Source organism: Bartonella sp. HY761 (genome assembly GCF_026743145.1).
Taxonomy (GTDB): Bacteria; Pseudomonadota; Alphaproteobacteria; order Rhizobiales; family Rhizobiaceae; genus HY038.
Map to the genome: position 1 here is coordinate 3,233,261 of NZ_CP104887.1, position 25,234 is coordinate 3,258,494.

The following is a 25,234-nucleotide window of genomic DNA, read 5'->3' on the forward strand; positions in this document are numbered from 1 at the left end:
AACGAAGTATAACTAGGTTGGATTATATGGATAAGCGCGTTCATCTTTTTGGTATTAGACACCATGGGCCAGGGTCTGCGGCAAGCCTTTTGCATGCGCTTAATACCACTGATCCGGCCGTGGTGTTGATTGAAGGGCCACCAGAGGCCAATAATCTTATCCATTTTGCCAATTATAAAGGCATGACACCGCCATTGGCATTGCTCATTTATGATGCCGAAAACCCTGCGCAATCCGTATTTTATCCCTTCGCCGCCTATTCACCTGAATGGCAAGCCATGCGCTGGGCGCTTGACCACGGTAAAGAAGTTCGTTTCATTGATTTGCCGGTTGGTATGTCTTTTGCTCTTTATGAAAAATATAAGCAAGAAGCTACTGATAAAGCTGCAAAAGAAGATGAAAGCGAAGATGAAAATGACCAACATGGTGATGAGAATGGTGATGAAGCTCAAAATGCCGAACTTCTCGCCTCCCCAACCATAAGCGATGACAAACAAGAGATTAATGATCCATTAGAATTGCTAGCCAAGCTTGCTGGTTATGATGATGGTGAAAGTTGGTGGAATGCTCTTATTGAAGAGCGTGGTGCGGCTAGCGATGTTTTTCCTGCCATTACCCAAGCAATGAGTGCTTTACGCAATGAAATCGGCTTTTCGTTAGAGCGTAGTCCAATGGCAGTTGAGCGCGAGCAGATGCGTGAAGCCCATATGCGGCTTGAAATTGCCAAAGCGATCAAAGAAAATAATGGCGAAATTGCCGTTATTTGCGGTGCATGGCACGTGCCGGCTTTGGCTGAAAAACATGCGCAATCTGCTGATAGAGATTGTTTAAAAGGTTTAAAGCCAATAAAAACTGCAGCAACATGGGCACCATGGAGCGAAACACGATTAGCAACTGGGTCTGGCTATGGCGCAGGTGTTGCCGCACCCGGCTGGTATGGTCATTTATGGTCAAAATATAAGGGCAGTCAAAATGTCGATGCGGCAGAGCTTGCCTCCCATTGGCAAGCACAAGTTGGGCGTTTATTACGCGACCAAGGTTTTTCTGGCGCAACGGCATCGGTGATTGAAGCGGCAAGGCTTGCCCTAACCCTTGCCACGTTACATGGCCGCAGCATTCCTGATATTGATGATATGCGTGATGCTAGCCTTGCCGCTCTTTGCCAAGGCGAAGCTGCTGCATTCCACTTCATTGATAAGAAGCTATTTATTGGTGAAAAAATTGGTAGCCTTGATGACAGCGTGCCGCAGTTACCATTGATGGAAGATTTGCAACGCTGGCAAAAAAAGACAAGACTAAAGCCTGAAGCTTTAGATAGCGATATATCGGTTGATTTGCGCAGTGAGGCGGGGCTTATTAAATCAACTTTGTTGCATCGCCTTAATCTTATTGAAGTGCCGTGGGGTCAATTAACTGCAAGCTCCGCCGGACGCGGTACATTTCGCGAGCAATGGCGGTTGCGTTGGCAGCCAGAATTATCAGTCGCTCTTGCTGAAGCCATGGTCTATGGCGTAACCATTGAAATGGCATCAGCCAATGCCGCTATTGCCAAAGCACGCGCCAGTCAAGCGATTGGCGAACTTGCAAAAATTGTTGAGGGCTGCCTACTTGCCGATTTGCCTCAAGCGGCGGAGATTATTATTGCACGCTTACAAGAAGTTGCAGTTGTTGATAGCGATATTGGCAGTTTGATGAAGGCTATTCCACCGCTTGTTTCTGTATTGCGTTACGGCACAGCACGGCGCATTCCTGAAAATGAATTGCGTAAATTGGTCGAAACACTGCTAAATGAAATCCACGTTAATCTTGAAATGGCGGTTCGCAATTTAAACGAGGATGAAGCAAGCGCACTTGCCGATATTATCGCGGATCTTGATCCAGCAATCAGCCAATTTGACAATAAAACCATTTTAGAAAATTGGGTTTTCACCTTAACAAAAATCATTAGCCACGACATGACAAGCCCTGCCATTGCTGGTCGGGTTTTACGGCTTTTGCATGAACGCGGAGCCTTGGAGCAAACAGTCGTTGCAACGCATTTTTCTCGCCATTTAACCCCGCCGATTGCACCACAAGATGCAGGGCTTTTTCTGGAAAGCTTTCTATCTGGGTCGCCTGAAATTTTGTTGCAAGATACCCATCTTATTGCGCTGGTCAATGAATGGCTGCTGCAAATTGACGAGTCGATCTTTACCGAATTATTACCGATTATTCGCCGCGGCTTTAGTAGTTTTGATGCCATTGCTCGCCGCCGTTTAACCGCACTTGTTAAAACAGCAGCTGTGCAAAGTCCAACGCCAGCAAATTTTGCCCAACAAGGGTCAAATTTGTCAAAGGATGATAACGCAGCTTCCAATGTGCCAGAAGCATTTTATGCGGCTCTTCCCTTATTGGAAACCATTCTTGGTCTGCAAAAAGACACGATAGCCCGCAATAATAAGGGAGAAAGCCAATGACCTTGAGCGACCAACAAAGACGCTGGCAATTGGCCTTAGGTAGCGATGACGAAAATCGTGATTTATTAAGCAAGAGCGATCAAAGACTGGATTTAGCCCTAAGCGCTCTTTACGGCAATGGCGAACCAACCAAAAAAGGCAAAGGCGGCCTTGGTGGTTCGATGCCGCGCGTCGCCAATTGGCTTGGCGATGTACGCGAATTTTTTCCAACGCCAGTGGTGCAACTGATCCAGCGTGATGCCTTTAAACGGCTTAATCTAACCGCTATGATGCTAGAGCCAGAATTCTTAACCACTTTGGAAGCCGATGTGCATCTTGTCGCCGACCTTATCTCCCTGCGCGGTGTTATTCCTGATAAAACCAAAGATACCGCACGGCAAGTGGTTAAAAAAGTGGTCGACGAATTGATGAAACAGCTTGAGCAAAAGACCACCGAAACCATTCGCGGGGCAGTGCAACGCGGCGCAAGGACACGGCGTCCGCGCTTTGCCGATATTGATTGGCCGCGTACCATTAATGCTAATCTTCGCCATTGGCAAAAAGACTTTAACACAATTGTACCGGAAACTTTAATTGGCTTTCGCCGTCAGTCACGCAAATTGGCGGATCTTGACAATGTCATCTTATGCGTTGATCAATCTGGTTCAATGGCAAGCTCGGTGGTGTATGCATCTATCTTTGCCGCCGTCATGGCAAGCTTGCCGGTTATTCGTACCCAACTTGTCTGTTTTGATACGGCTATCCTTGATTTAACCGAGCAATTGCAAGATCCGGTTGAAGTGCTCTTTGGTGTGCAATTGGGCGGCGGCACCGATATTAATATGGCGCTTGGTTATTGTGCGGATCTTATTGAACAACCGGCGAAAACCCATCTGGTACTGATTACCGACCTTTATGAAGGCGGCAACGCCCAACAAATGCTCGCGCGTGCAGCAGAGCTCAAACGCTCTGGCGTTAATCTTATTGTGCTGCTGGCATTATCAGATGATGGCAAGCCATCTTATGACCATCAATATGCCCAAAGCCTTGCCGCGATGGATTGTCCAGTCTTTGCCTGTACGCCAGACCGTTTTCCCTCATTAATGGCAGCGGCCTTGCAAAGACAGGACTTAAACCAATGGGCTGAAGCCAACGATATTGCACCACTTATTGACCAAAGCGCGCATTAAAACCCTTTAATACTATTATATGATTGAATGATTGCGCAAAAAATTATTGGGAAATTTAATTGGGGCTGTATTGATGTAATTATAGCCGTATTAGTTGCACCAATGTATTGGCTCGGCAATAACGCCTAAAATTTGACCATCTATCATCACGGTAAATGATAAAAGGATGGTGTATGGTTTTCAAATAGGTTCCTATTGAAAAATATTATCTTCATTCAAACAAATTGAAAATCCTCTGGCATTATTGAGCAAATGGTATAGGCTTAAAATGCGTGTCTAACAAATTTGTTGGCATCCATTTTACATGAAGCTGATCAAGGCTAATTATGAATAGCTGCAAAGGTTGGATTGCATAAATAAAATCAATTAAAATTAACAAAAAAGGGAAAACCATGAGTAAAGAAATATTTATTTCATTTGGTATAGATGTTGATGCTGTGGCTGGGTGGCTTGGCTCCTATGGTGGCGAGGATTCTCCCGATGATATTTCACGAGGCTTATTTGCCGGTGAAGTTGGTTCAATGCGATTATTAAAGCTGTTTGAAAAATATAATATCAAAACGACGTGGTTTATTCCTGGACATTCTGCAGAAACATTTCCCGAGCAGATGAAAGCCGTTGCTAATGCTGGCCATGAAATTGGCTTACATGGATATAGTCATGAAAATCCAATTGCAATGACAGCTCAGCAAGAAGAAGCAATTTTAGATAAGACAATAGAAATATTGACTAATTTATCAGGAAAAAGGCCAACCGGATATGTTGCCCCATGGTGGGAATTTAGCAATATTACCAATGAATTATTGTTAAAAAAAGGCATTAAATACGACCATAGTCTCATGCATGATGATTATACGCCTTATTATGTGCGCGTTGGTGATTCATGGACTAAAATCGATTATAGCCAACATCCAGATAGTTGGATGAAGCCACTTATTCGCGGTGAAGAAACCGATTTAATCGAAATTCCTGCCAATTGGTATCTTGATGATCTTCCGCCTATGATGTTTATCAAAAAATCACCAAATAGCCACGGTTTTGTAAATCCACGCGATATTGAGCAAATGTGGAAAGACCAATTTGACTGGGTCTATCGTGAAATGGATTATGCCGTTTTTCCAATTACGATCCATCCCGATGTTTCTGGACGGGCGCAAGTGCTTCTTATGCTTGAGCGTTTGATAGAGCATTTCAAGCAGCATGAAGGGGTAAAATTTGTCACTATGAATGAAATAGCAACAGATTTCGCCAATCGTCGTCCCCGCAAAAAATAATAATATATAATTGGGGAACAATCAGAAATTTGGGAGCAGAATTGAATGGACAACATTAAAAATGATGGTGACCAGTGGCAACCGACGCCAATTAGCCAAAAAGATATTAATTATGCGTCAATTATAACATTCTTTGCTTGGGTATTTGCGGTCTATGACTTTATCTTGTTTGGTATGCTGTTGCCGGTCATGGGACAAGACTTTGGTTGGGACGAAGCAAAACAGACAGAGATGGCAACATTAATTGCAATTGGCGGTACGGTGGTCGCATTTGTCATTGGTCCAATTGTTGATCGTATTGGACGGCGAAAAGGTATTATATTTACCGTTGTTGGGACTGGTATAGCCTCGGCTTTGACTTCACTCGGTATTAGTTTTGGTAAAATGGGGCTAATATTGGTGCGCTCGGTTGCAGGCCTTGGCTATGCTGAACAGGGAATTAACGCTGCTTATCTTACTGAAATATATGCAAAATCAAAAGATTTAACTTTTCAAAAACGCAAAGGTTTTATCTATTCTCTCGTTCAAAGTGGTTGGCCTGTTGGCGCATTAACGGCAGCAGGCTTAACCGCAATATTATTGCCCTATATCGGCTGGCAAGGCTGTTTCATTTTTGCGGCTATTCCTTGCTTTATTGTCGCATTCTTTGCACGAAAATTAAAAGAAAGCCCACAATTTGAAATCATGAAAAAGATTTCAGAATTGAAAAAGGCAGGTAAAAAAGATGAAATTAAAGCGCTTGCCGAGCGTTTTAACATTGCAGCACCATCTCATCAACAAACCAGCATAAAGGTTGCTTTTCAAGGCAAGGCATTGCGCTCGACATTGGTTCTAAGCTTTGCCGTTTTATTAAATTGGGCAGCTATTCAGGTCTTTAGTGTTTTGGGAACATCGGTCATTGTTAATATCCATAAACTATCTTTTGAAAATTCTCTTTTAATATTGGTTCTATCAAATTTGGTTGGTTTTGCTGGCTATTTGGTTCATGGTATGTTGGGTGATCGCATTGGCCGCCGTAACACGATTGCAATTGGTTGGATTTTGGGGGGCTTTGCGTTTAGCGCGATGATTTTCCTGTCGAGCAATCTTACTGTTGTCATTACATTGTATAGTGTTGGCTTGTTCTTTTTAACTGGCCCTTATGCAGCTTTGATGTTTTTCATGGGTGAATCATTTCCAACCCAAATTCGCGCAACGGGCGGTGCAATAATTCTTGCTATGGGGCCGCTAGGCGCAATTTTGGCCGGTATTGGTATTACATTTGTTTTAAAATCTGGGGGTGAATGGGCATCCGCCGCTTTCTGGTTTGGGGCGCTACCTTGTTTCTTATCGGGATTAATGATTTTTGCAACACCGCATATCAAGCCTGAAAATATGCAATAAAGGGGGATGATCATGGAAAGAGAAACACCCGTTGCCTTAATTACTGGTGCTGCAAGTGGTATTGGTCAGGCTTTGGCTGTAGCATATGCACAAAATAATATTCGCGTTATTGGGGGATATTATGAAAAAGACCCCCATGACCCTGTTGTAACGCAACAATTGGTAGAACAACAAGGCGGTCAATGTCTTATGTTACCCTTAGATGTTGGCGATGCACAATCGGTTGAAAATGCCACTCAACAGGCTATTAGCCATTTTGGGCGGTTAGATTATGCAATCGCCAATGCTGGTCTATTAAGGCAATCATCTTTATTAGAAATGACCGATAGCGCATGGAACGAGATGATTAATATTGATCTTACCGGCGTAATGCGAACATTTCGTGCTGCTGCGCGACATATGGTGGATGGCGGCGCTATGGTAGCAATATCCTCCATTGCTGGTGGTGTTTATGGTTGGCAAGATCATGCTCATTATGCGGGGGCAAAATCAGGCGTTCCTGGTTTGGTTCGCTCCATTGCGGTAGAGCTTGCGCCGCGGCGTATTCGTTGTAATACGATTATTCCCGGTTTAATTGAAACGCCGCAATCGCTTGATGCTAAAAACTCACTTGGTCCTGAAGGTTTGAAAGCTGCCGGCAAGATTATTCCATTGGGCAGAGTTGGAAAGCCTGATGAAGTTGCGGAAGTTATACAGTTTTTAACCAGCACCAAAGCAAGCTACATTACCGGACAAACGATTATTGTCGATGGCGGACTAACCATTCGTTGGCCCGATTAATCGCAATAAATCAGATCAATGAGAATAAAAATGCCATCTTAAAAATTTAAGCTGGCATTTAAAGGCGAAACTTACAAATAGGTGTAACTTATGAAACCTTTAAATGAGTGTCGTGTTGTTGTTACCGGCGCGGGTGGCGGCATCGGTTCTGCTATTGCAATTGAATTTGCCAAACAAAATTCAAAATTATTAATAAGTGATATTAATGAGCAAGCAAACGCTAAAACTCTAGCCGAATGCAAGAAATACACCAAGCATGTTATTTCATTTACGGCAGATATTGGCACTGTTGCTGGTTGCCATCAACTCATTGATAGTTGTGTTCGCCATTATGATGGCATCGATGTGCTTGTTAATAATGCTGGTCTGTTGACCCAAGCGCCTGTATTAGATCTCACTCTTGACATGTGGGATCAAATGTTGCGGATTGATTTAACCAGCGTTTTTTTAACATCTCAACGTGCACTACCCCATATGATAAAACAAAAATGGGGTAGAATTATTAATATAGCTTCGCAACTTGGTATTAAAGGCGGAGTTGAGTTGGCACATTATGCGGCAGCAAAAGCCGGTGTCATTGGCTTTACAAAGTCATTAGCCCAAGAAGTTGCAAGGCATAATGTTTTGGTGAATGCCATTGCCCCAGGGCCAATTTCGACGGCATTGGTCGATGGTATTAGTGAAAAATGGAAAACTGAAAAAGCTAAAGAATTACCATTGCAGCGTTTTGGTCAAGCTAAAGAGGTGGCTCCAACAGCTATTTTATTAGCCTCAGATCCTGGGGGTAATCTTTTCGTTGGGCAAACACTTGGCCCCAATAGCGGCGATGTTATGCCCTAAGGAGTTGTTATGTGCGGTTTATGCGGATTAATTGGCGAAAAGCAGGAATGGAGTGATCAAGTTAAGTCTGATTTACCACTGCGCCAAAATAGATTGAAAAAAATAAAGTTGATTAATAAAATTCTTCATTATCGACGTTTAACCGTTTCAGATTTTCATGGTGTTAGCTATTTGCTACAGACCCCAACTGGCAAATCAGCCATTGTTAGTGGGCTTGATAATTTATGGGACGAATGTAAAAATATAAGTGGTCATTCTATTGATGTATTAAACCCTGATTTATTATCCTTTATTGAGGGCAATAAATGATCCCAATCCATATTATAACCGGCTTTTTAGGCAGTGGTAAAACCAGTTTTATCAAACAATTGCTTAAAAATGGTTCGCAAGAAAATACCCTTGTTTTAATCAACGAGTTTGGCAGCATCGGTATTGATGATATTATGGTTCAAAATATTTCAGAAAATACCTATCTTATGCCTAATGGCTGTATTTGTTGTGCAGTCTTATCTGATTTAAAAATGACACTGTTTAATGTCCTTAATAAGCGAAATAATAAAGAAATACCCTATTTTGATAAGATATTAATAGAAACCACAGGGCTTGCAAATCCTGCTTCTTTATTGGCCACCATATTGAATGACGTTCATTTAAAGGGCAGTTTTTCAATGAATGGCTTAACCACTATTGTGGATGCTGAACATGCTAGATTACAATATGATTTACACCCAGAATGGCTGACGCAGGTGGTGGCATCGCACCAAATTTTTATAAGTAAAGTTGATAGGGTCGACCATCAAGAGCTCATCTTTGTACAAAAATTGATAGAGGCCTTAAATCCTGATGCTAATTTTATTTTGAAAGACAACATGGAAACGATGAAACAGTTGTTTTTGCGAGATGAAAGCTTGAAATGTGATTATCAAAAGGCTCTCATATTTAATAAAGATGAAAATAAAATTCACAATCAAGCTGTAAGTTTTACAATCACCCATGATAAGCCGATAAATTGGCTCATCTTTGGATTATGGCTTAATCTATTATTAAAAAAACATGGTGAGAATATTTTACGCGTAAAAGGCATTTTAAATCTTGAAGATTCAGAAAATCCAATATTGATCCATGGGGTTCAACATTGCTTATACCCACCAGAACATTTAGACCGTTGGCCGTGGGATGATCAATTTTCAAGATTGGTTTTTATTGTTAGAAACATAGAGCGTGAAAATATAGTGCGGTCCTTTAAGGTTTTCACATCATTGACTTAGGGTCAGGACCTATTAATTTGAACGAAATGAGTTCTCATCCGAAGCAACATTCAAGGATTATAGGCATTAAAAAATGCTTTAATATCACTAATTGATTGGTCGTTTGCCAATAATGCCCATAGCAATAGTCGTGCTTGGCGTGGATTTAGCCATTTTGCTAATATTACCCCTTTAGCGGCAAGATCAATCTCGGAGCCACAAAACCCATAGGTTTTAGCTGCGGTGGAGCCGCTATAGGTTCTACTTGCTAGAATAATTGGTTTTTTATCCATGTAACGCGTAATGATTGCCATTTCATCTTGTGAAACATGGCCGGCGCCAAAGCCAGCAATCACTATGCCGTGGTAATGATTTTGCTCAAGCATCATTTCTAACACGTCAACATCACCATCAAGCAGGCATTCATAAAAGCCAATTTTTACGCTTTTCTTAAGCAACTGTGCATCTAATTTAGGTAGATTTTTTAAGGACGAGAAAAATACTGGGCGGTCTTCAACAACATATCCTAGCGATCCACCAATGCTGGATATAAAAGTTGCAACATCAAGTGTATGGGATTTGCGTATAAAGCGCGCTGCATGAATAGTGTTGTTTAGTACAACAAGTACCCCGCGACCAATAGTATCAGGGCTTGCGGCCGTTATAACTGACGATAAAATATTGGCTGGCCCATCAGCGCCGGCAGCATTGGGTGTGCGCATGGCTCCTGTTACGATTAATGGCTTATCATGCTTCCAAAAAAGGTCGAGCAAAAAGGCAGTTTCTTCAAGGGTGTCGGTTCCTTGGGTTAAAACAATGCCATCTGCGCCATTTAAAATTTGTTGCTCAGCCCAATGTAAAACATCCATAATATGCTGGATTTTTAATGACGGACTAGGAAGCTGTAATAAGGTTTCAGCTTGTATATGTGCAAATTGCTTTAAATCAGGAACCGCATTTACCAATAATTCGGCCGAGAGCTTTGGAACAACACCGCCATGTTGCTCGTCCTTGACCATTGCAATAGTACCACCAAGACTACCTATTGAAATAAATGCCATTTTAATCATCCTGTAATTTATCTATGTATTCTTATCGGTCAAAATATGCCAAAGCCACTGATTTAGAGCAACGACAATAAGGAAGTTGAAACCTTAAATCGTCAGTTTTAAGTGCTTCTTAGTCTTAGCAAAAATATCCCTTTTGTTGAAGCCTTAAAAGGATTATGTCAAATTATCGCCTCGTTAGCCGATTGGCAAGTTTTGCCAAGAGAGATTAACCTGCAAAAAGCCGATCATCTTTGAAAGTCTTGCAAAAAAAACGCGTGGCAGCATTTTTATCTCTCGATGCTTTCGTCAAAAAATCAATGAAAACGCCGTGTTTATCAATTGCTCGATAGAGATATTTCTCTAAATCTAACCGCTAAATCAGTATTAGGCCCTTTAACCTTGATTGTGGTGTTATCAATGGAAGTGTAAAAATGGGCGAGAACTGCAATATTGCCGTGTTATTTAAATTGGCTTTAAAATCATTCCTTGACCAATTGGTTTTTAAAGGCTGAAATAATTTGTTCTTTAATCTTTTGAGACACGGCTTTCTAAAATAGGTAAGTCCAAGGGGGTAGATAAGTCTCAAGGTTTTATATTTTTTACGTTTACGCAGATTACAAATGATATTTGCGACAGGGCCCTTTAAACCCTAAACTTTTGTCTAAATTTATTGTCATTTGCGGTGTAATTTTAAAAAATATGCCGCGGGTGAGGGCGGTAATTTAAATTATTTTGCCATAAAACCAACGATTACTATTGTTACAAGTGAAATATAAATTATTTAAATTTAAACAGGTCTAAGAAAACAACTCAATTAAAGTGATAATCATTGCTTTTTATTGGTTTTTTTTGTAGCGCTGGTTTAAAGAATTTAAAATAGTATTAGCGATTATCCAACTAAAATTGCAACTGCATCAAACCAATGGGGCGAGCCAAAAGGTGGTGATGAAGTGCGGAGATTGACATGAAGTTGAAGCGGCCATCCTTTACGGCAAATTCCATTGCATTGGGTGTTATTTTGATGATTTTGGGGCAATTTATGTTTGCCGCCAATGACACAATGGGTAAAATTTTGGTGCAAGGCTTTGCCGTGGGACAATTGATTGTTTTTAGATCAATTGGCGCATTTATTATTTTAACTCCAATGCTAAGCCAAAAGAAGCCGCAAGATATTATAAAGCCGCCTCGTCCCTATTTACTCGCTTTGAGGGGGCTATGCTCGGTTGGTGATGCCGTATTCTTTTATTCTGCACTGATTTATTTGCCATTAACCGATGTAATGACCTTTTATATGGCTGTGCCAATTTATGTTGCAGTCTTTTCGCATTTTTTCCTTGGTGAAAGAATTGCTTGGCGGCGGTGGCTTGCCATTTGTATTGGCTTTGTCGGGGTTGTCATTGCTATGCGTCCATCGACCAATATGATTTCACTCCCATCAGCCTTTGCCTTGTTTAGCAGTTTTTGCTTTACTTTCGTGCTGATTTTAGGGCGCTCATTACGTTCAACCAGTGATACAATATCGGTTGCTTGGCAAAATAGTATTGCACTGGTGATTGGTTTGTTCATGATTGTTGGCCATTGGCAAACTCCAGATTTTTCCCAATCCATTTCGCTTTTATTGCTAGGTATTGTTGCTTGCATCGCGCATTTGCTCATTTCACGCTCGCTTAAAATGGCACCAGCCTCGGTACTTGCGCCTTTGCAATATACCATGCTGCTTTGGGGGATTATCTTCGATATTGTTATCTTTAAACATTATCCTGATGCGATGATTTTGCTAGGGGCTGGAATTATTGTTCTTGCTGGTCTTTTCATCTTCCACCGCAAAAAAGTGGTTACCGATCATATTCCAAAGTCCGACGTGCCTAATATTACGCACTAGATCATTTTTAACGAAATGCTTGTCTAGTATTTTAATTTTCACATGGAGCTGATAAACTTATAAAAGCTTGGAAAACTTTGAAAGGGTAAAACTTGGTTTGCCCTTTTGAGGATAAATGCCTATATGACCCTTTGATAGAAAAATTTTAAAGATAGAATAATTATAGATTTTCGCTTTTGAAGAAGTGGTGGAAACGCAAATGACAGATGTAACAGCGATCAAAACGCCTTATTATCTTATTGATAAGTCCAAACTTGTCCGCAATATGGAGCTTATTGCCAAATTGCGTGAAAAGTCTGGTGCTAAGGCGCTTCTTGCATTGAAATGCTTTGCCACTTGGTCGGTGTTTGATTTTATGCGCGATTATATGGATGGCACCACATCCTCTTCGCTTTATGAGTTAAAGCTCGGCCGCGAAAAATTTGGTAAAGAAACCCATGCCTATTCGGTTGCTTGGGCAGATCATGAAATTGATGAAGCGATTTCTTATGCCGATAAAATGATTTTTAATTCTATCAGCCAACTTAACCGTTTTGGTGAGCAATCATCCTCTATTAAACGTGGTTTGCGTTTAAATCCACAAATGAGTTCATCAAGTTTTGATTTGGCCGATCCTGCGCGCCCTTTTAGTCGCCTTGGCGAATGGGATGCCAAAAAAATTGAAACCGTGCTTGATCAAATTAGCGGCTTTATGATTCACAATAATTGTGAAAATGGCGATTTTGCGCTTTTTGAGCGTATGCTTAGTGAAATTGAACAGCGTTTTGGTTCGCTATTTAATCATGTTGATTGGATCAGTCTTGGTGGCGGTATTCACTTTACTGGTGAGGGCTATCCAATTGATGCGCTAGCAGATCGCTTGAAGCGGTTTTCCGACACGCATAATGTTACGGTCTTTCTTGAGCCGGGCGAGGCGTCGATTACTCGCTCAACTACATTAGAAGTTACAGTATTAGATGTGCTCAATAATGGTAAGGATTTGGCTATTGTCGATTCGTCGATTGAAGCGCATATGCTAGATTTGCTAATTTATCGCGAAAATGCTAAAATTTTGCCAAATAGCGGCCCTCATGAAATTATGGTTTGCGGCAAATCTTGTCTTGCTGGCGATATTTTTGGCACCTATCAATTTCCTGAAAAGCTAAAAATTGGCGATCGTCTATCGGTGCAGGATGCTGCCGGCTATACAATGGTTAAGAAAAATTGGTTTAATGGTGTTAATATGCCAGCAATTGCCATTAAGGAATTGGATGGCAGTATTCGTGTACAACGCGAATTTGATTATAATGATTATATGAACAGTCTTTCTTGACATGAAATTGTAACATAAATGCCATAAGCGAAAATGTGAAATAATATCACGTAAATGGCTTAATAATGTTGATGAAACCGCTTATCAAGGCAACAGTGTTAATCGCAATCTTGCTAAGTGGGACGCGTTATATTAGAAGGGTTTTTAAACATGCGCTATGCGTTTTTTAAAGCCCTTAAACCTCACTGAAATATTGATTGGCATGGTGCCAGAGCGGATATTTCATAACCATTGATAGCAAGCTATAAGGAGATAAACCGGGAATGAAAAAGAATGTCCTGATTATTGGCGCCGGCGGTGTGGCACAGGTTGTTGCCCATAAATGTGCTCAAAATAACGATATTCTTGGCGATCTTCATATTGCATCACGTAGAATTGCAAAATGTGAGATCATCATTGCTTCGGTCAAAGAAAAAAATTCCATGAAAGTTGATGGAGTTTTCAAAGCCCATAGCCTTGATGCCATGAATGTTGCGGCAACCGTTGAGCTGATTAAAAATAACAATATTGAAATTGTTATCAATGTTGGTTCTGCTTTTTTGAATATGTCGGTGCTTTCCGCCTGTGTAGAGGCAAAGGTTGCCTATATTGATACAGCGATCCATGAAGACCAGTTGAAGATTTGCGAAACTCCACCTTGGTATGGCAATTATGAATGGCCACGCCGTGAGGAATGTGAAAAAGCTGGTGTTACCGCAATTCTTGGTGCAGGGTTTGATCCTGGTGTTGTTAATGCCTATGCTGCTTTAGCGCGTGACAATTATTTCGACACAATGGAATCGATTGATATTATTGATATTAATGCGGGAAGTCACGGGCGCTGGTTTGCTACAAATTTTGATCCTGAAATTAACTTCCGTGAATTTACTGGTCAAGTTTGGTCTTGGCAGGATAATAATTGGACATCGAATGAGATGTTTGAAGTGCGCAAGGATTGGGATTTACCAGTTGTTGGCACTAGCACAACCTATATGACTGGACATGATGAAATTCATTCCTTGTCCAAAAATCTTGATGTGCCAAATATTCGCTTCTGGATGGGCTTTGGTGAGCGTTATATCACTGTATTTAATGTTTTAAAAAATCTTGGTCTGTTATCTGAACAGCCAGTTAAAACAGCTGAAGGCTTGGAAGTTGTGCCGCTTAAAGTGGTTAAAGCCGTCTTGCCTGATCCATCATCACTTGCACCTGATTATACCGGCAAAACTTGCATTGGTGACCTTGTTAAGGGTAAAAAAGACGGTAAAGAGCGCGAAGTATTCATCTATAATGTTGCCGATCACCGAGAAGCTTATGATGAAACTGGCGCGCAGGGTATTTCTTACACTGCTGGTGTTCCAGCCGCAGCTGCTGCATTATTGGTTGCAACCGGCGAATGGGACGTAAAAACCATGGCCAATATTGAAGAATTAGCGCCGCAGCCTTTCTTAGCATTGCTTGATAAAATGGGGCTGCCAACCCGCATTAAAGAAGGCGAAAATGATAAGCCATTAGAGCTTTAAATTTTTGCTTTTCAAAAATTGGAAATTATCAATAAACCCTGTTAGATTATCGTCTAACAGGGTTTTTTTTAAGGTTGGGGCAAAATGCAGGAAAATTGGCATTATGATTATAAGCATATTAAATCCGTTTGCTGCCACCTTATTGCCGAACCCGATGATTATTATGGGTGTGTCTTTACTGGCAATAGTGAAGATTTTATGTTGCTATGTGGCGAATGCTCATCAAAGCCCCAAAAAGACATTGAAAGCGCATTGCGTGACCCTAGCGATGAGACGTTGGCAGTGATTTTTCGTGAAGGCTATTTTGATGAATTTTATCATAGCCCTGCGACTTTCGAGAAAGAGCAAAAACCTTATAACTTTGCCGCTATTCAGCATTCTCAATTTCCTTTCGAGATTGCAGCAATAAGCCCGTTTGGAAAAGATGAGTGGTTGGTGGCTTCCACGAATAGTCAAATTTTTAAATTTAACCAATGTGACGATAGTCATGTTTTTCTCAGTAATTTTTCATTGCCTTTTGAGGGAGATGAAAATTTTATGGGGCATCATCTGACAGTAAAATTGCATGTAAGCGATGATAGGCATTTTTGTGCTATTGTCCATGATTATGGGCGCTATGGCCAGCTTATTGATTTAAAGAATAATAAGACTATTTGCGATCTTGAAAGCGATCGCTATTATTGTTCAACTGTTCCTTTTAGTGTTTGCTTTTTTATCTATAATGAAAAAAACTATCTTATAAAGCGTCGTGACTGGAACCACCTTGATATTTTAGATACAACTACCGGAGAGTGTTTAACTCAACGTCATTTTGAAAAGACTACTTATAATGATCCTGAATATTTTCATGGGGGGCTTTATTTGTCGCCCGATCAAGCTACAATTTTAGATGATGGTTGGGTTTGGCACCCAAGAGGTTGGCCGTCGCTATTTTCCGCTAAAACATGGCTGACGCAAAATATAAAAGAAAGTGACGAAAAATGTGCTAAGCAAAAGGTCTTAGCACGCGATGATTGGGATTGTGGTGCCTGCTGGCTAGATGAAAACAACTTTATTTTAGGCACAAAGACCAATAATAAAGCTAATCCTTATGCGTTTCTTTATGATATCAAGAATGGTACAATTACAGTTGTGCGCGGACCAAAGGGTCTGTTTTATAAAGCTAACCAAGGCTTAATATCCGTAGATGAAATAGGGCTTAGTCTTTGGGATATGAAGAACTGGCAAAGATTGGGCTTTTTACCAAATTTCATGCCGCAAGCTTTTAATGATCAAAGCAATATAGCTGCATTTTTTGATGGCAATAGATTAAGTCTATTGAAACTCTAAACGCTTTTCATGTTGCAAAATGCAACAAGGCCAGATTAAAATATCCGGCCTTGCAAATTAATTATAGAAATTGAGATATTTTATTTGCTTAGTCAGCAACTGCAATCATTACATCCGATGACTTAACAACTGCTGCAGCTTCCATGCCAACGGTCAATTGTAGATCGTCTACAGATTCATTGGTAATTGATGCTGTTACAATTGTACCATCTACATCAAGGCGAACATGGGCAGTGGTTGCGCCTTTTTTAATTTCAACGATTTTACCTTTAAGAACATTACGTGCACTAATTTTCATTTTACTATCCTTTTTGTAAAATATGCGTGTCAACCATTTTTAATAATAATGAATAAACACAAATCTAATAATCAAGATTTTTCTTATTTTAGGGATATATATAAGACCTCATAAAAAAGACAAGGATTTATTTAAAAATAAATAATGACAATTTGTCTCATTATTTGTGCGTTATAACGATTTATACTATAACGAAGTAAAGAAATACTTTGTTGTTATAAACTCAACCTTTATAGCGTAATGCATCGACTAAAAGGCGAAAGGCCATAGAGTGTTGGCGCTTGCTTGGATAATAAAGATAATAGCCTTGCCAAGGGGGAAACCAGTCTTCTAAAACGGGGATTAATTCGCCTTTATCAATCGCCTCTTGTGCTATATCTAATGGCAGATGGCCAAGCCCAAAACCTTTTTTGGCAGCTTCTAAAATATGGTAGCTTCCGTTAAAGATTAATTGACCTTCAACACGTACAGCAAGTTCATGGCCGTCTTTTTCAAATTCCCATGCATAAATTCCGCCGGTGGAAACAAAGCGCATATTGATGCAATTATGTTGAATAAGATCTTGCGGTGACTTTGGCTTATCGTGCTCTGCAAAATAGCTTGGAGCGCCGACGACAGTAAATTTAATATCGGGGCCGATGCGCACTGATATCATGCCATTTTGTAATTGTTCGCCAAGGCGAGTGCCGGCATCATAACGCTCACTGACAATATCGGTAAGGCGATAATCATCAATAAGTTCAATTTTAATATCAGGATATTGACGGCAAAATTTTTGCAGCTTTGGCCAGAGAATTGTATTAATGGCATAATCAGTGGTAGAAATACGGATAGAACCGCTTGGCTTATCGCGAAAATTCCCCAAAAGATTAATCTCGTCATGAATATCATCAATGCGGGTGCCTAGGGTAGAGAGAAGATGCGCGCCGACGTCGGTCAAGGTAACGCTGCGTGTGGTGCGGGTAAGGAGGCGCACGCCCAAACGTTCTTCAAGCCCTCTTATTGTATGGCTTAATGCTGATTGTGATACCCCAAGTTGAGCCGCGGCACGGGTAAAATTTTTTTCCCGTGCAACCACAACAAAGGTTGCCAGATCATTGAGGTTTTCCCGTGCCATTGCAGTCTTTCTATAAGGATGAATTAGCCAAGCTTATAAAGCTCTGGTCGTCTTTGATCAAGGCAGGGCAATTTTTCGCGGGTGGTTTTGACCTTTTCAAGATCAATATTTGCAAAAATAAGCCCTTCATCTTCGCCGCAACTCGCTAATATAGTGCCCATGGGATTATATATAACACTGCGGCCACTGTAAATATTGCCTACCTGATCGGCAACGCACATATAAACGGTGTTTTCAAGGGCGCGTGCTTTGGATATAGATAATAGATGTTCTTCCTTCATCGGGCCAGAAACCCAAGCGGTGGGTACGATAAGAATATCAGCGCCTTTTAAGGCAAGGGTGCGAGAAATTTCGGGAAAGCGCAATTCATAACACACCAGCAAACCAATGGTGCCAAAGCGCGTTTTGACCGGTTCAAAACCATTGTCGCCAGCAATGATATTGGCTGATTCTTGATAGGAAAACGCATCATAAAGATGGGTTTTGCGATAGCTATGGATAAGCTCGCCATTATCATTTAAAAAAATAATGGTATTATAGGCGCGAATATTATCACTGCTGGATTTTTCAAAAATGCCGCAAATAATGTGGATGCCGCTTTCTTTGGCAGCTTTTGCCAAGGTACTGACAAAAGGTCCATCAAGTGGTTCTGCCATATCGGCATAAACAATACCAGATTTTGGTCCAAGCAAAGCCATATAGACTTCTGGGAAAACAATAAGATCGGCTTTTTGTGCTTTTGCTTGTTTTATATAAAGCAAGGCCTTATCAAGATTTTCCTGTTTGTTTCGACTAGCAGAAAGTTGAGCAAGAGCGATTTTCATGAGCTATCCCGTTTAAAAACTTAATATCCTGTCTAAGGCTGAGACTAAACCGCCTAATGATTTATGACAAGCAGTTCTCATAAGTATTTATAATTGGCGCCTTGGCCAGGTTTTGGCACCTTATTTTTGTCTTGTGGTTTAAGGATTGTAGCTCTGACATCACTATGTCACGGATATTTGAGTGGCACCCTTGATTGGCCTTTGATCTATTACCATATAGTTATGAAGTGACAGTGCCAATAAAGGGCTGTCTTACTCGGTCGCTTGAACTTTGAGGACTGCAAATGACACGTATAGCATCTTTTTCAAATCCACTTTTATTAGGATTTGATACTGTTGAAAAAGCTTTGGAAAGGGTGGCAAAATCTGGTGATGGTTACCCACCTTACAATATCCAACGGCTTAATGATTTGGAAGATGAAACCGGCGAAGTGAGGTTGCGAATTACTTTGGCTGTTGCAGGTTTTTCGCCTGATGAGCTTGATGTGTCTGTTGAAGATAGTCAGCTTATTATTCGTGGCAAGCAATTGGATGATAGTGAGCATGAATATCTCCATCGTGGTATTGCTTCACGGCAATTTCAACGGGTTTTTGTACTAGCCGATGGCATGATGGTTATTGGAGCAGAATTGAAAAATGGTCTTTTGGCCATTGATCTTAACCGCCCACAGCCGGAAAAGCAGGTGCGACGAATAACCATTTCAACAAGTGATGAGTAATATTGACGTTATTAAGCGTTAAATAATGATATCTCGGCTCTATGGAGGGATGCCATGACAAATACCAAAATGACTAATACAAAAACAACTAAAAAGCCTATTTTTACCTCAGCCGAATTTGCGCAGCTTGGTGCTGGGCGCATTGCTTATGTCAAAAAGGTCAATACCGACGAATTGGCAAAGAATTTCCCCGGCCTTCCCGAAATGACCCCTAATATTGAAGTTTGGGGGCTGTTTGGCGCAAGTGGTGAGCCAATAGTGCTTTCTGATGCTAAGGGGCAAGCTTTAGCTGGTGCCAATGAACATGAATTGGAAACAGTTACCTTACATTAATAATTTTGCATAGTTTTTAAATTCTGTGGGTAATTAGACGTTATAATTTTATCAAAGCCAGCTTTTAATGAGACTTTTTCATTAAAAGCTGGCTTCATTTTATTAAAAAATTTAATTAAATAAGACGTTATTTGCCGGTCTTATTTTGTAGCCTCTTCCATGAATGTTGCAAAATGGTCTAAATTTATATTATAGCAGCCTGCAATTGCTCTCTTTTTAAGGCTTTATCAGGCGTTATAAGTCATATAATATTAAAATAATTTGAGCATTGTTAGTTAAATAGGATGAATGATGAAGCGCATTGAGTTATTAATTGAAGCAATTATTTTAGCCTCGCGCTGGTTGCTAGTTGTTTTTTATGTAGGGCTTGCCTTTGCCCTTGCGGTTTACGCGCTTTCTTTTGCTAAGGATTTGTTTTTATTTGTTCAACATGTGTTTACGTTGAATGAAAAAGCAACAATTTTAGAAATGCTTGGTCTTATTGATGCAGCGCTAATTGCTAGCCTAGTGGTGATGGTGATTATTTCTGGTTATGAAAATTTTGTTAGCCGTTTTGATGAAGGCGAAAATGATGTTCATTGGCTTGGCACTATTGATGCTGGCTCTTTAAAGGTTAAAGTTGCCTCAACAATTATTGCAATTTCTTCTATTCATTTGTTGCAAATATTTCTCAACCTGCCTTATGACTTCAATAAGGACCATGTTAAATGGTACACAATTTTGCATCTTACTTTTATTGTTTCCGCGCTTTTCCTTGCCTATATTGATAAGCTCACCGCCAAAAAAGACAAAAAGTAAACCACTATTTTTCAAAGCGGCGTAATGCTTTTTATTAATTTTAGTTTGAAAATAATAAAGCCCATTGCAATAAAACTGCAATGGGCTTTAATTTTTAATGAAGACAAATTAGTTAGCATAATGTCATATGCAAGAAATCAGCCTTTTAACGGCAGTTTTTATGCAATCGATGCTTTAATCCAATCAGCAAGGCGGCTTTTAGGAGCTGCTCCAACCATATTTGATGTCACTTCACCATCCTTGAACATCAACAATGTTGGGATCGAACGAACACCAAATTGGGTTGCAAGTTCAGGATTTTCATCAATATTGATCTTGGCAATACGTACCTTGCCTTCCAATTCTTGCGAAATTTCATCAAGAGCTGGGGCAATCATTTTGCATGGCTGACACCATTCAGCCCAAAAATCCACAACAACTGGTTGATTTGACTTTAATACGTCACTTTCGAAATTTGTTGTATCCACGGTTACAGTTGTCATGTTGAAATCCTTATATAGGCCTTGATCTTTCGGAAAGGTTTAAATCAGTTCGACTTTATAAAAAAGAGCGAACGGATTTAATTTTATATTTTCATGCATTTTTGCACGGTTAAATGCATATTTAAGTCAATGCATCTAACATTGCTATAGCTTATTAATTATCATGGCTGACCTTAGGTCTTACGTCAAGAACAAGCTTGTCGCAGTGCTAAGCGAAATAGGACATTTAAAAACCTAAATTTCCTGTATGGTTATAGTATAGCATGGATTTTTATTTTCTATTAGAATTATTTTTTAATTTTAATCCTAGCTCAAGCAAATTATCATATAATTTACGCGTCTTGACCAAACAAATTTTTGTTTATCCGTGATAGAGGCAAAACCGTTCTACTAATTGGTAAATTTAACGCCAAAGCCGTTGCTAAATGAAAAGATGCTAAAAACAGAGTTTCTCGTTATATTTAGTCATTTCAATATTTGGAATCCATACGAATAGAAAACTCAAACTTTGCCATATTTTGCCGATAAATTGCCCCTAAACTATTTTAAATATGCGCAAAGTGAGATTCTTATGCTTTACGTCATACACCAACTGGTTTAGGCATTGCTTGAAGCTTTGATCAAATCCAACCTAGACTTTACGCTTTTAAAATATTTATGATCTACCATCACTTTAGGAAATTAACCACGTGACATTAGCAATAACCTTTAACTATCAAACCCTAAATTATTTAAAGGGGGCGTAATGCACATTTCTGAGGATGATCGCGTCATAAAACCGACAACTAAAAAAAGCAAAAAGTCCAAAAATAGTAGCGGACAATCGTCTTCCTCCAAACGGCGCAAGTCAAAAAAACAACGAAGTTTTTTTGGTAGGCTTTTTTATTGGAGCTTTGTTTTGGGGCTATGGGGCATTATTTTTCTTGGCGCCTATATTACCTATGTCTGGCTAAGCATGCCGCAATTATCAACTTGGACGATTCCCGACCGCCCACCCAATGTGCGTATTGTTGCGCGTGGTGGAGAGTTGATTGCCAATCGTGGTACAACCGGTGGTGAAGCAGTCACGTTAAAAAATATGAGCCCTTGGATTGGTAAGGCGGTTGTAGCTATCGAAGATCGGCGTTTTAATTCCCATTATGGTGTTGATCCAGTGGGGATTGCGCGCGCGGTCTATACTAATGTTACCAATGGTCGTGGTAAGCAAGGTGGTTCAACCCTTACACAGCAATTGGCAAAAAATCTGTTTTTATCATCCGAACGCACGCTTGATCGTAAAGTAAGGGAAGCACTTATTGCCTTGTGGCTTGAGAAAAAGCTTAATAAAGATCAAATTCTTGAGCTTTACCTCAACCGTGTTTATCTTGGCTCTGGTGCTTTTGGTGTTGAGGCTGCCTCACGGCGTTATTTCAATAAATCGGCTAAAGACGTCACTTTGCTGGAAGCCGCAACCCTTGCGGGTCTCTTAAAAGCCCCATCCAGCCTATCACCGGCGCGTAATCCCGAAGCTGCTTATGCACGCGCTAAGTTGGTACTTGCAGCCATGCGCCAAGAAGACATGATCAATGACACACAATTGCAAATTGCCCTTGCTGAACCCATGGTAAAGGCTGCATCCTATTGGTCGGGCGGCGAAAATTATGCGGCTGATTATGTGGTTAGCCAATTGCCATTTTTAATTGGCGAGGCTGAGCGCGATATTATCGTGGAAACCACTCTTGACTATGGTTTTGAAAAAGCGGCTGAAAAGGCAATTAATACGCAATTATCAACATCTGGTAAAAAGAATAATGTTTCGCAAGCAGCGCTTGTCTCTATTGATAAAAGCGGTGCAATCCGCGCATTAATTGGCGGCGCCAATTATGCTGACAGCCAATTTAACCGCGCGACCGATGCTCGTCGTCAACCAGGATCAACTTTTAAACCCTTTGTATATTTGGCAGCACTTGAGCAAGGGCGCACGCCAAATTCCGTTCGTAATGATGCACCTGTAAAAATTGGTAAATGGACACCGCGCAATGCCGGCGGCAAATATATGGGGCAAGTTACACTGACCACGGCGCTTTCCCACTCGTTAAATTCGGTTGCCGCGCAATTGATTATGGAAGTTGGCACTGATGCAGTCATTGAAACAGCTCATCGTCTTGGCGTCCATTCTGGCCTCAATGATAATGCATCAATTGCCCTTGGAACGTCAGAAGTTAGCCTTATTGAAATGACTGGTGCTTTTGTACCACTAAGCAATGGTGGTTATAAGCCACAAATTCATATTATTCGCCGCATTACCGACACGAAGGGTAAAGTGCTTTATGATATTGGTGAATTAAGTGGCAGTCGCGTTATTGATCCACAAATTGTTGGCATGATGAATGCCATGCTTGAACAAACCATTTTAACCGGAACTGCTAAACGAGCTAATATTGGTAGACCTGCTGCGGGCAAAACCGGTACCAGTCAAAATTCACGTGATGCATGGTTTATTGGCTATACAGCTGATTATGTTACTGGTGTTTGGTTTGGCAATGATGATGGCAAGCCAATGAAGGGTGTAAGCGGCGGCGGGCTTCCAGTTAATGTGTGGAAAGATTATATGGGAGCTGCTGAAAAAAATATGCCTATACGCGATCTTTTGGCGAGTTATCAAATCGAAAACGCAATTCCTGGCGGCAATGATCTCTTGCCTGATGATGATAATACCCCATCACCTTATAATGAAAATGGCTATCATTATGGTGATAGTGATGATAATTTTCCACCACCGCCACCAGCTGTTAATCCACAAGCTAACCAGAATGTTGAAATTAAGAATAAAAGCTTGATGGAAATATTAAGAACTGAATAGATTATTAAAAATGCGTGTTGGTTAAGTTTATCAGCGATCAATTAAACCAACACGCATTTAACGATAATAATTTTCAACACCAAAACTAGAAGCATTGAAGAATAATGCAATCGATTGAAACTAATGATTTTTAATAAAGAGATACATCATTTATTTAGTTTAAGAAATTGTTGCATGACCGCCTTTAAACTAGCTTCAGGTGCAGTTAAAACCGTTGAATGATTTATGTGTTTTGCGGCCTTCATCATTGACGATTGCACAAGTACAATATTTTGATAATCGCCTTTTAATGCTTCATTCGCGACTTTGGCAATTAATGCATTATATTCTTGCAATTGACACGCTTTAAACAAATCCCAAGCGCCTTCGATCAAAATAATATCAAAACTATTTTCTTTGCCAAAATCTTGTGCATCAAATATTTGCTGGGTTGGTTTAATCGTTGTTTTAACACTACAAAATGCAGCTATTTTGCCTCGAAGATTCGCCGCTTCACGGGCCAATTCTTCATCTGACCTAAAAAATATGTTTTGAGATTGTTCTTTTGCTAAAGTAACCGCAGCGCCAAGGGAAGAACAGGTTAGTAAAATAGCATCAGCATTTTTTGCTGCCATTCGCATTGCATCAGCGGTTGCTGCTAAAGTGTTTGGAATATCGCAATTTTGCTCAATACGCTCGAGTAAATCAGGGCGAATAATGTGGGTCATTTCTAGGTTATAATCTGCTGCATCATCTAGTTTGCAAAGATTTAAAGCTGCTTCATCATAAAGCGCCACATTGCTTTTAGCCGTATGAAAACAACAAATTTTAACCATTTCCCCCTCCGTTCGTTGACCCTAATATAGAAGAACATAAAAAAACTGGCACATTTAACGCCAGTTCTGATCTATCCTAATATGAGCTTTTACACGTTAAACTTAGCGTGAAAGGCTAATTGGCGAACCTGACGAGGTTTGGCCACTAAAATGGGTACCATCTTGTGATGTAAGTGTTGCAACGCTTGCACCTGATGCATCAAAGAATTCAAGTTTTGAACCACTAATATTCCAAGAATTAACGCTTGAAATGGCTGAAGGGCAATTTAAAGGTGCAGAGCGGTAGCCTTGGCCAAATTTGGTCATTGGCGTTACAACTTTACAGGTCAGGCCACCAACATTGGCATTCCAAACACCTGCAATACTGGCTGCAGCAAGGTTAATACCAGTTGCTTCACTACCAAGGCTTGCAACTTGATTTTGACCATCCATGCCTGGCGCAGTTGGATAGTCGCCTGTTGGGGCTGGCAATTCAGACTGCGAAATTGATGCTGAAGGGCCAGTGCCTGTTGCTGGTGGGAATGGGCGCACATCAGCATTTTGATAATTGCCACTGCCCATACGGTCTGCCATACAGCCTGTAGTTACCAGTGCAGCCAAAGCTAACGCAACCAATGAAATTTTATTCAACGCCATGACATGCTCCATCATCCGAATCGGTCAATTTTGTTAACCATAAAAGGTTTTTTTGCTAATATTCGGTTTTCACTTATAAATGCAATGAAATTAAGCTTTTTTTTTAACAATGCGGCTTAATAGCAACACATTATAGTGCTTTTTAAT

23 protein-coding genes and 1 pseudogene are annotated in these 25,234 nt (G+C 40.5%); 16 read left to right on the forward strand and 8 right to left on the reverse strand.

The window, feature by feature from the left end; genetic code table 11:
• Positions 1-26 precede the first annotated feature (26 nt).
• The 8 genes from N6A79_RS13875 to N6A79_RS13910 all read left to right on the forward strand — a co-directional run bounded on the left by N6A79_RS13875 (position 27) and on the right by N6A79_RS13910 (position 9,170).
• Positions 27-2,456 (forward strand): DUF5682 family protein, encoded by a 2,430-nt coding sequence (locus N6A79_RS13875; protein ID WP_268546402.1) that lies wholly within the window; start codon positions 27-29, stop codon positions 2,454-2,456.
• Entirely contained in the window at positions 2,453-3,625 is a 1,173-nt protein-coding gene (locus tag N6A79_RS13880; protein ID WP_268546403.1) for a VWA domain-containing protein, read from the forward strand. Before N6A79_RS13875 ends, N6A79_RS13880 begins: the two co-directional genes overlap by 4 nt.
• Positions 3,626-4,017: 392 nt before the next feature.
• Positions 4,018-4,899, forward strand: coding sequence for a polysaccharide deacetylase family protein (locus N6A79_RS13885; protein ID WP_262079186.1), 882 nt, complete (start codon positions 4,018-4,020; stop codon positions 4,897-4,899).
• Positions 4,900-4,944: 45 nt separating this feature from the next.
• Complete coding sequence (locus N6A79_RS13890) at positions 4,945-6,282, forward strand: MFS transporter (protein WP_268546404.1); 1,338 nt, start codon at positions 4,945-4,947, stop codon at positions 6,280-6,282.
• Between the two features lie 12 nt (positions 6,283-6,294).
• Positions 6,295-7,062, forward strand: a complete 768-nt coding sequence (locus tag N6A79_RS13895) for an SDR family NAD(P)-dependent oxidoreductase (protein ID WP_268546405.1) — start codon at positions 6,295-6,297, stop codon at positions 7,060-7,062.
• A gap of 90 nt (positions 7,063-7,152) precedes the next feature.
• Positions 7,153-7,902, forward strand: coding sequence for an SDR family NAD(P)-dependent oxidoreductase (locus N6A79_RS13900; RefSeq protein ID WP_268546406.1), 750 nt, complete (start codon positions 7,153-7,155; stop codon positions 7,900-7,902).
• Positions 7,903-7,911: 9 nt separating this feature from the next.
• A complete protein-coding gene (locus N6A79_RS13905; RefSeq protein ID WP_268546407.1) occupies positions 7,912-8,211 on the forward strand; it encodes a hypothetical protein in 300 nt (99 codons plus the stop codon).
• Positions 8,208-9,170, forward strand: a complete 963-nt coding sequence (locus tag N6A79_RS13910) for a CobW family GTP-binding protein (protein ID WP_268546408.1) — start codon at positions 8,208-8,210, stop codon at positions 9,168-9,170. Before N6A79_RS13905 ends, N6A79_RS13910 begins: the two co-directional genes overlap by 4 nt.
• Positions 9,171-9,220: 50 nt before the next feature.
• Here the strand turns inward: N6A79_RS13910 and N6A79_RS13915 are convergent, their stop codons facing one another.
• Entirely contained in the window at positions 9,221-10,210 is a 990-nt protein-coding gene (locus tag N6A79_RS13915; protein ID WP_268546409.1) for an asparaginase, read from the reverse strand.
• Between the two features lie 220 nt (positions 10,211-10,430).
• A pseudogene (locus N6A79_RS13920) lies at positions 10,431-10,556 on the reverse strand (DDE-type integrase/transposase/recombinase); the annotation flags it as partial.
• Positions 10,557-11,168: 612 nt separating this feature from the next.
• Between N6A79_RS13920 and N6A79_RS13925 the strand changes: the two are divergent.
• From N6A79_RS13925 to N6A79_RS13940, 4 genes are all read left to right on the forward strand, one after another.
• A complete protein-coding gene (locus tag N6A79_RS13925; protein ID WP_371739851.1) occupies positions 11,169-12,080 on the forward strand; it encodes a DMT family transporter in 912 nt (303 codons plus the stop codon).
• Between the two features lie 199 nt (positions 12,081-12,279).
• Positions 12,280-13,392 carry a carboxynorspermidine decarboxylase gene (gene nspC, locus N6A79_RS13930; protein ID WP_268546410.1) on the forward strand — a complete coding sequence of 371 codons (1,113 nt, stop codon included), beginning with the start codon at positions 12,280-12,282 and terminating at the stop codon, positions 13,390-13,392.
• A gap of 263 nt (positions 13,393-13,655) precedes the next feature.
• Complete coding sequence (locus N6A79_RS13935; protein WP_182418214.1) at positions 13,656-14,894, forward strand: saccharopine dehydrogenase family protein; 1,239 nt, start codon at positions 13,656-13,658, stop codon at positions 14,892-14,894.
• 84 nt (positions 14,895-14,978) lie between these two features.
• Positions 14,979-16,223, forward strand: a complete 1,245-nt coding sequence (locus N6A79_RS13940; protein WP_268546411.1) for a hypothetical protein — start codon at positions 14,979-14,981, stop codon at positions 16,221-16,223.
• A gap of 88 nt (positions 16,224-16,311) precedes the next feature.
• Here the strand turns inward: N6A79_RS13940 and N6A79_RS13945 are convergent, their stop codons facing one another.
• The 3 genes from N6A79_RS13945 to N6A79_RS13955 all read right to left on the reverse strand — a co-directional run bounded on the left by N6A79_RS13945 (position 16,312) and on the right by N6A79_RS13955 (position 18,462).
• The gene (locus N6A79_RS13945) at positions 16,312-16,521 is read right to left on the reverse strand and encodes a TOBE domain-containing protein (RefSeq protein ID WP_182418216.1); all 210 of its coding nucleotides are present in this window, start codon (positions 16,519-16,521) and stop codon (positions 16,312-16,314) included.
• A 223-nt stretch (positions 16,522-16,744) separates the two neighbouring features.
• Positions 16,745-17,638: a LysR family transcriptional regulator gene (locus N6A79_RS13950; protein WP_182418217.1), complete on the reverse strand. Its 894-nt coding sequence runs from the start codon at positions 17,636-17,638 to the stop codon at positions 16,745-16,747.
• Between the two features lie 23 nt (positions 17,639-17,661).
• Positions 17,662-18,462, reverse strand: coding sequence for a carbon-nitrogen hydrolase family protein (locus N6A79_RS13955; protein WP_182418218.1), 801 nt, complete (start codon positions 18,460-18,462; stop codon positions 17,662-17,664).
• 284 nt (positions 18,463-18,746) lie between these two features.
• On the opposite strand from N6A79_RS13955, the gene N6A79_RS13960 reads away from it, so the two are divergent.
• The 3 genes from N6A79_RS13960 (at position 18,747) to N6A79_RS13970 (ending at position 20,312) form a co-directional block, all read left to right on the forward strand.
• On the forward strand, positions 18,747-19,181 hold the full coding sequence (locus tag N6A79_RS13960) for an Hsp20 family protein (RefSeq protein WP_182418219.1): 435 nt from the start codon (positions 18,747-18,749) through the stop codon (positions 19,179-19,181).
• Between the two features lie 54 nt (positions 19,182-19,235).
• Positions 19,236-19,514: a DUF1150 family protein gene (locus tag N6A79_RS13965; RefSeq protein WP_246708086.1), complete on the forward strand. Its 279-nt coding sequence runs from the start codon at positions 19,236-19,238 to the stop codon at positions 19,512-19,514.
• Between the two features lie 291 nt (positions 19,515-19,805).
• A complete protein-coding gene (locus N6A79_RS13970) occupies positions 19,806-20,312 on the forward strand; it encodes a TIGR00645 family protein (protein WP_182419785.1) in 507 nt (168 codons plus the stop codon).
• Between the two features lie 158 nt (positions 20,313-20,470).
• On the opposite strand, the gene trxA is transcribed toward N6A79_RS13970, so the two are convergent.
• Positions 20,471-20,794 carry a thioredoxin gene (gene trxA, locus N6A79_RS13975; RefSeq protein ID WP_182418220.1) on the reverse strand — a complete coding sequence of 108 codons (324 nt, stop codon included), beginning with the start codon at positions 20,792-20,794 and terminating at the stop codon, positions 20,471-20,473.
• A 745-nt stretch (positions 20,795-21,539) separates the two neighbouring features.
• On the opposite strand from trxA, the gene N6A79_RS13980 reads away from it, so the two are divergent.
• Positions 21,540-23,636, forward strand: a complete 2,097-nt coding sequence (locus N6A79_RS13980) for a transglycosylase domain-containing protein (RefSeq protein WP_268546412.1) — start codon at positions 21,540-21,542, stop codon at positions 23,634-23,636.
• Between the two features lie 146 nt (positions 23,637-23,782).
• Here N6A79_RS13980 and N6A79_RS13985 read toward each other — a convergent pair whose 3' ends face one another.
• Both N6A79_RS13985 and N6A79_RS13990 read right to left on the reverse strand, forming a co-directional pair.
• Complete coding sequence (locus N6A79_RS13985; RefSeq protein ID WP_268546413.1) at positions 23,783-24,451, reverse strand: hypothetical protein; 669 nt, start codon at positions 24,449-24,451, stop codon at positions 23,783-23,785.
• Positions 24,452-24,553: 102 nt separating this feature from the next.
• Positions 24,554-25,087, reverse strand: a complete 534-nt coding sequence (locus tag N6A79_RS13990; protein WP_182418223.1) for an AprI/Inh family metalloprotease inhibitor — start codon at positions 25,085-25,087, stop codon at positions 24,554-24,556.
• Positions 25,088-25,234 lie beyond the last annotated feature (147 nt).

What these genes read in the sequence shown, in the direction of transcription:
- N6A79_RS13875 (WP_268546402.1), top strand. Translation starts at nt 27, where the DNA reads ATGGATAAGCGCGTTCATCTTTTTGGTATTAGACACCATGGGCCAGGG.
- N6A79_RS13900 (WP_268546406.1), top strand. Translation starts at nt 7,153, where the DNA reads ATGAAACCTTTAAATGAGTGTCGTGTTGTTGTTACCGGCGCGGGTGGC.
- N6A79_RS13905 (WP_268546407.1), top strand. Translation starts at nt 7,912, where the DNA reads ATGTGCGGTTTATGCGGATTAATTGGCGAAAAGCAGGAATGGAGTGAT.
- N6A79_RS13890 (WP_268546404.1), top strand. Translation starts at nt 4,945, where the DNA reads ATGGACAACATTAAAAATGATGGTGACCAGTGGCAACCGACGCCAATT.
- N6A79_RS13985 (WP_268546413.1), bottom strand. Translation starts at nt 24,451, where the DNA reads ATGGTTAAAATTTGTTGTTTTCATACGGCTAAAAGCAATGTGGCGCTT.
- N6A79_RS13945 (WP_182418216.1), bottom strand. Translation starts at nt 16,521, where the DNA reads ATGAAAATTAGTGCACGTAATGTTCTTAAAGGTAAAATCGTTGAAATT.
- N6A79_RS13880 (WP_268546403.1), top strand. Translation starts at nt 2,453, where the DNA reads ATGACCTTGAGCGACCAACAAAGACGCTGGCAATTGGCCTTAGGTAGC.
- N6A79_RS13950 (WP_182418217.1), bottom strand. Translation starts at nt 17,638, where the DNA reads ATGGCACGGGAAAACCTCAATGATCTGGCAACCTTTGTTGTGGTTGCA.
- N6A79_RS13910 (WP_268546408.1), top strand. Translation starts at nt 8,208, where the DNA reads ATGATCCCAATCCATATTATAACCGGCTTTTTAGGCAGTGGTAAAACC.
- N6A79_RS13940 (WP_268546411.1), top strand. Translation starts at nt 14,979, where the DNA reads ATGCAGGAAAATTGGCATTATGATTATAAGCATATTAAATCCGTTTGC.
- N6A79_RS13980 (WP_268546412.1), top strand. Translation starts at nt 21,540, where the DNA reads ATGCACATTTCTGAGGATGATCGCGTCATAAAACCGACAACTAAAAAA.
- N6A79_RS13895 (WP_268546405.1), top strand. Translation starts at nt 6,295, where the DNA reads ATGGAAAGAGAAACACCCGTTGCCTTAATTACTGGTGCTGCAAGTGGT.
- trxA (WP_182418220.1), bottom strand. Translation starts at nt 20,794, where the DNA reads ATGACAACTGTAACCGTGGATACAACAAATTTCGAAAGTGACGTATTA.
- N6A79_RS13955 (WP_182418218.1), bottom strand. Translation starts at nt 18,462, where the DNA reads ATGAAAATCGCTCTTGCTCAACTTTCTGCTAGTCGAAACAAACAGGAA.
- N6A79_RS13960 (WP_182418219.1), top strand. Translation starts at nt 18,747, where the DNA reads ATGACACGTATAGCATCTTTTTCAAATCCACTTTTATTAGGATTTGAT.
- N6A79_RS13915 (WP_268546409.1), bottom strand. Translation starts at nt 10,210, where the DNA reads ATGGCATTTATTTCAATAGGTAGTCTTGGTGGTACTATTGCAATGGTC.
- N6A79_RS13990 (WP_182418223.1), bottom strand. Translation starts at nt 25,087, where the DNA reads ATGGCGTTGAATAAAATTTCATTGGTTGCGTTAGCTTTGGCTGCACTG.
- N6A79_RS13935 (WP_182418214.1), top strand. Translation starts at nt 13,656, where the DNA reads ATGAAAAAGAATGTCCTGATTATTGGCGCCGGCGGTGTGGCACAGGTT.
- N6A79_RS13970 (WP_182419785.1), top strand. Translation starts at nt 19,806, where the DNA reads ATGAAGCGCATTGAGTTATTAATTGAAGCAATTATTTTAGCCTCGCGC.
- nspC (WP_268546410.1), top strand. Translation starts at nt 12,280, where the DNA reads ATGACAGATGTAACAGCGATCAAAACGCCTTATTATCTTATTGATAAG.
- N6A79_RS13885 (WP_262079186.1), top strand. Translation starts at nt 4,018, where the DNA reads ATGAGTAAAGAAATATTTATTTCATTTGGTATAGATGTTGATGCTGTG.
- N6A79_RS13965 (WP_246708086.1), top strand. Translation starts at nt 19,236, where the DNA reads ATGACAAATACCAAAATGACTAATACAAAAACAACTAAAAAGCCTATT.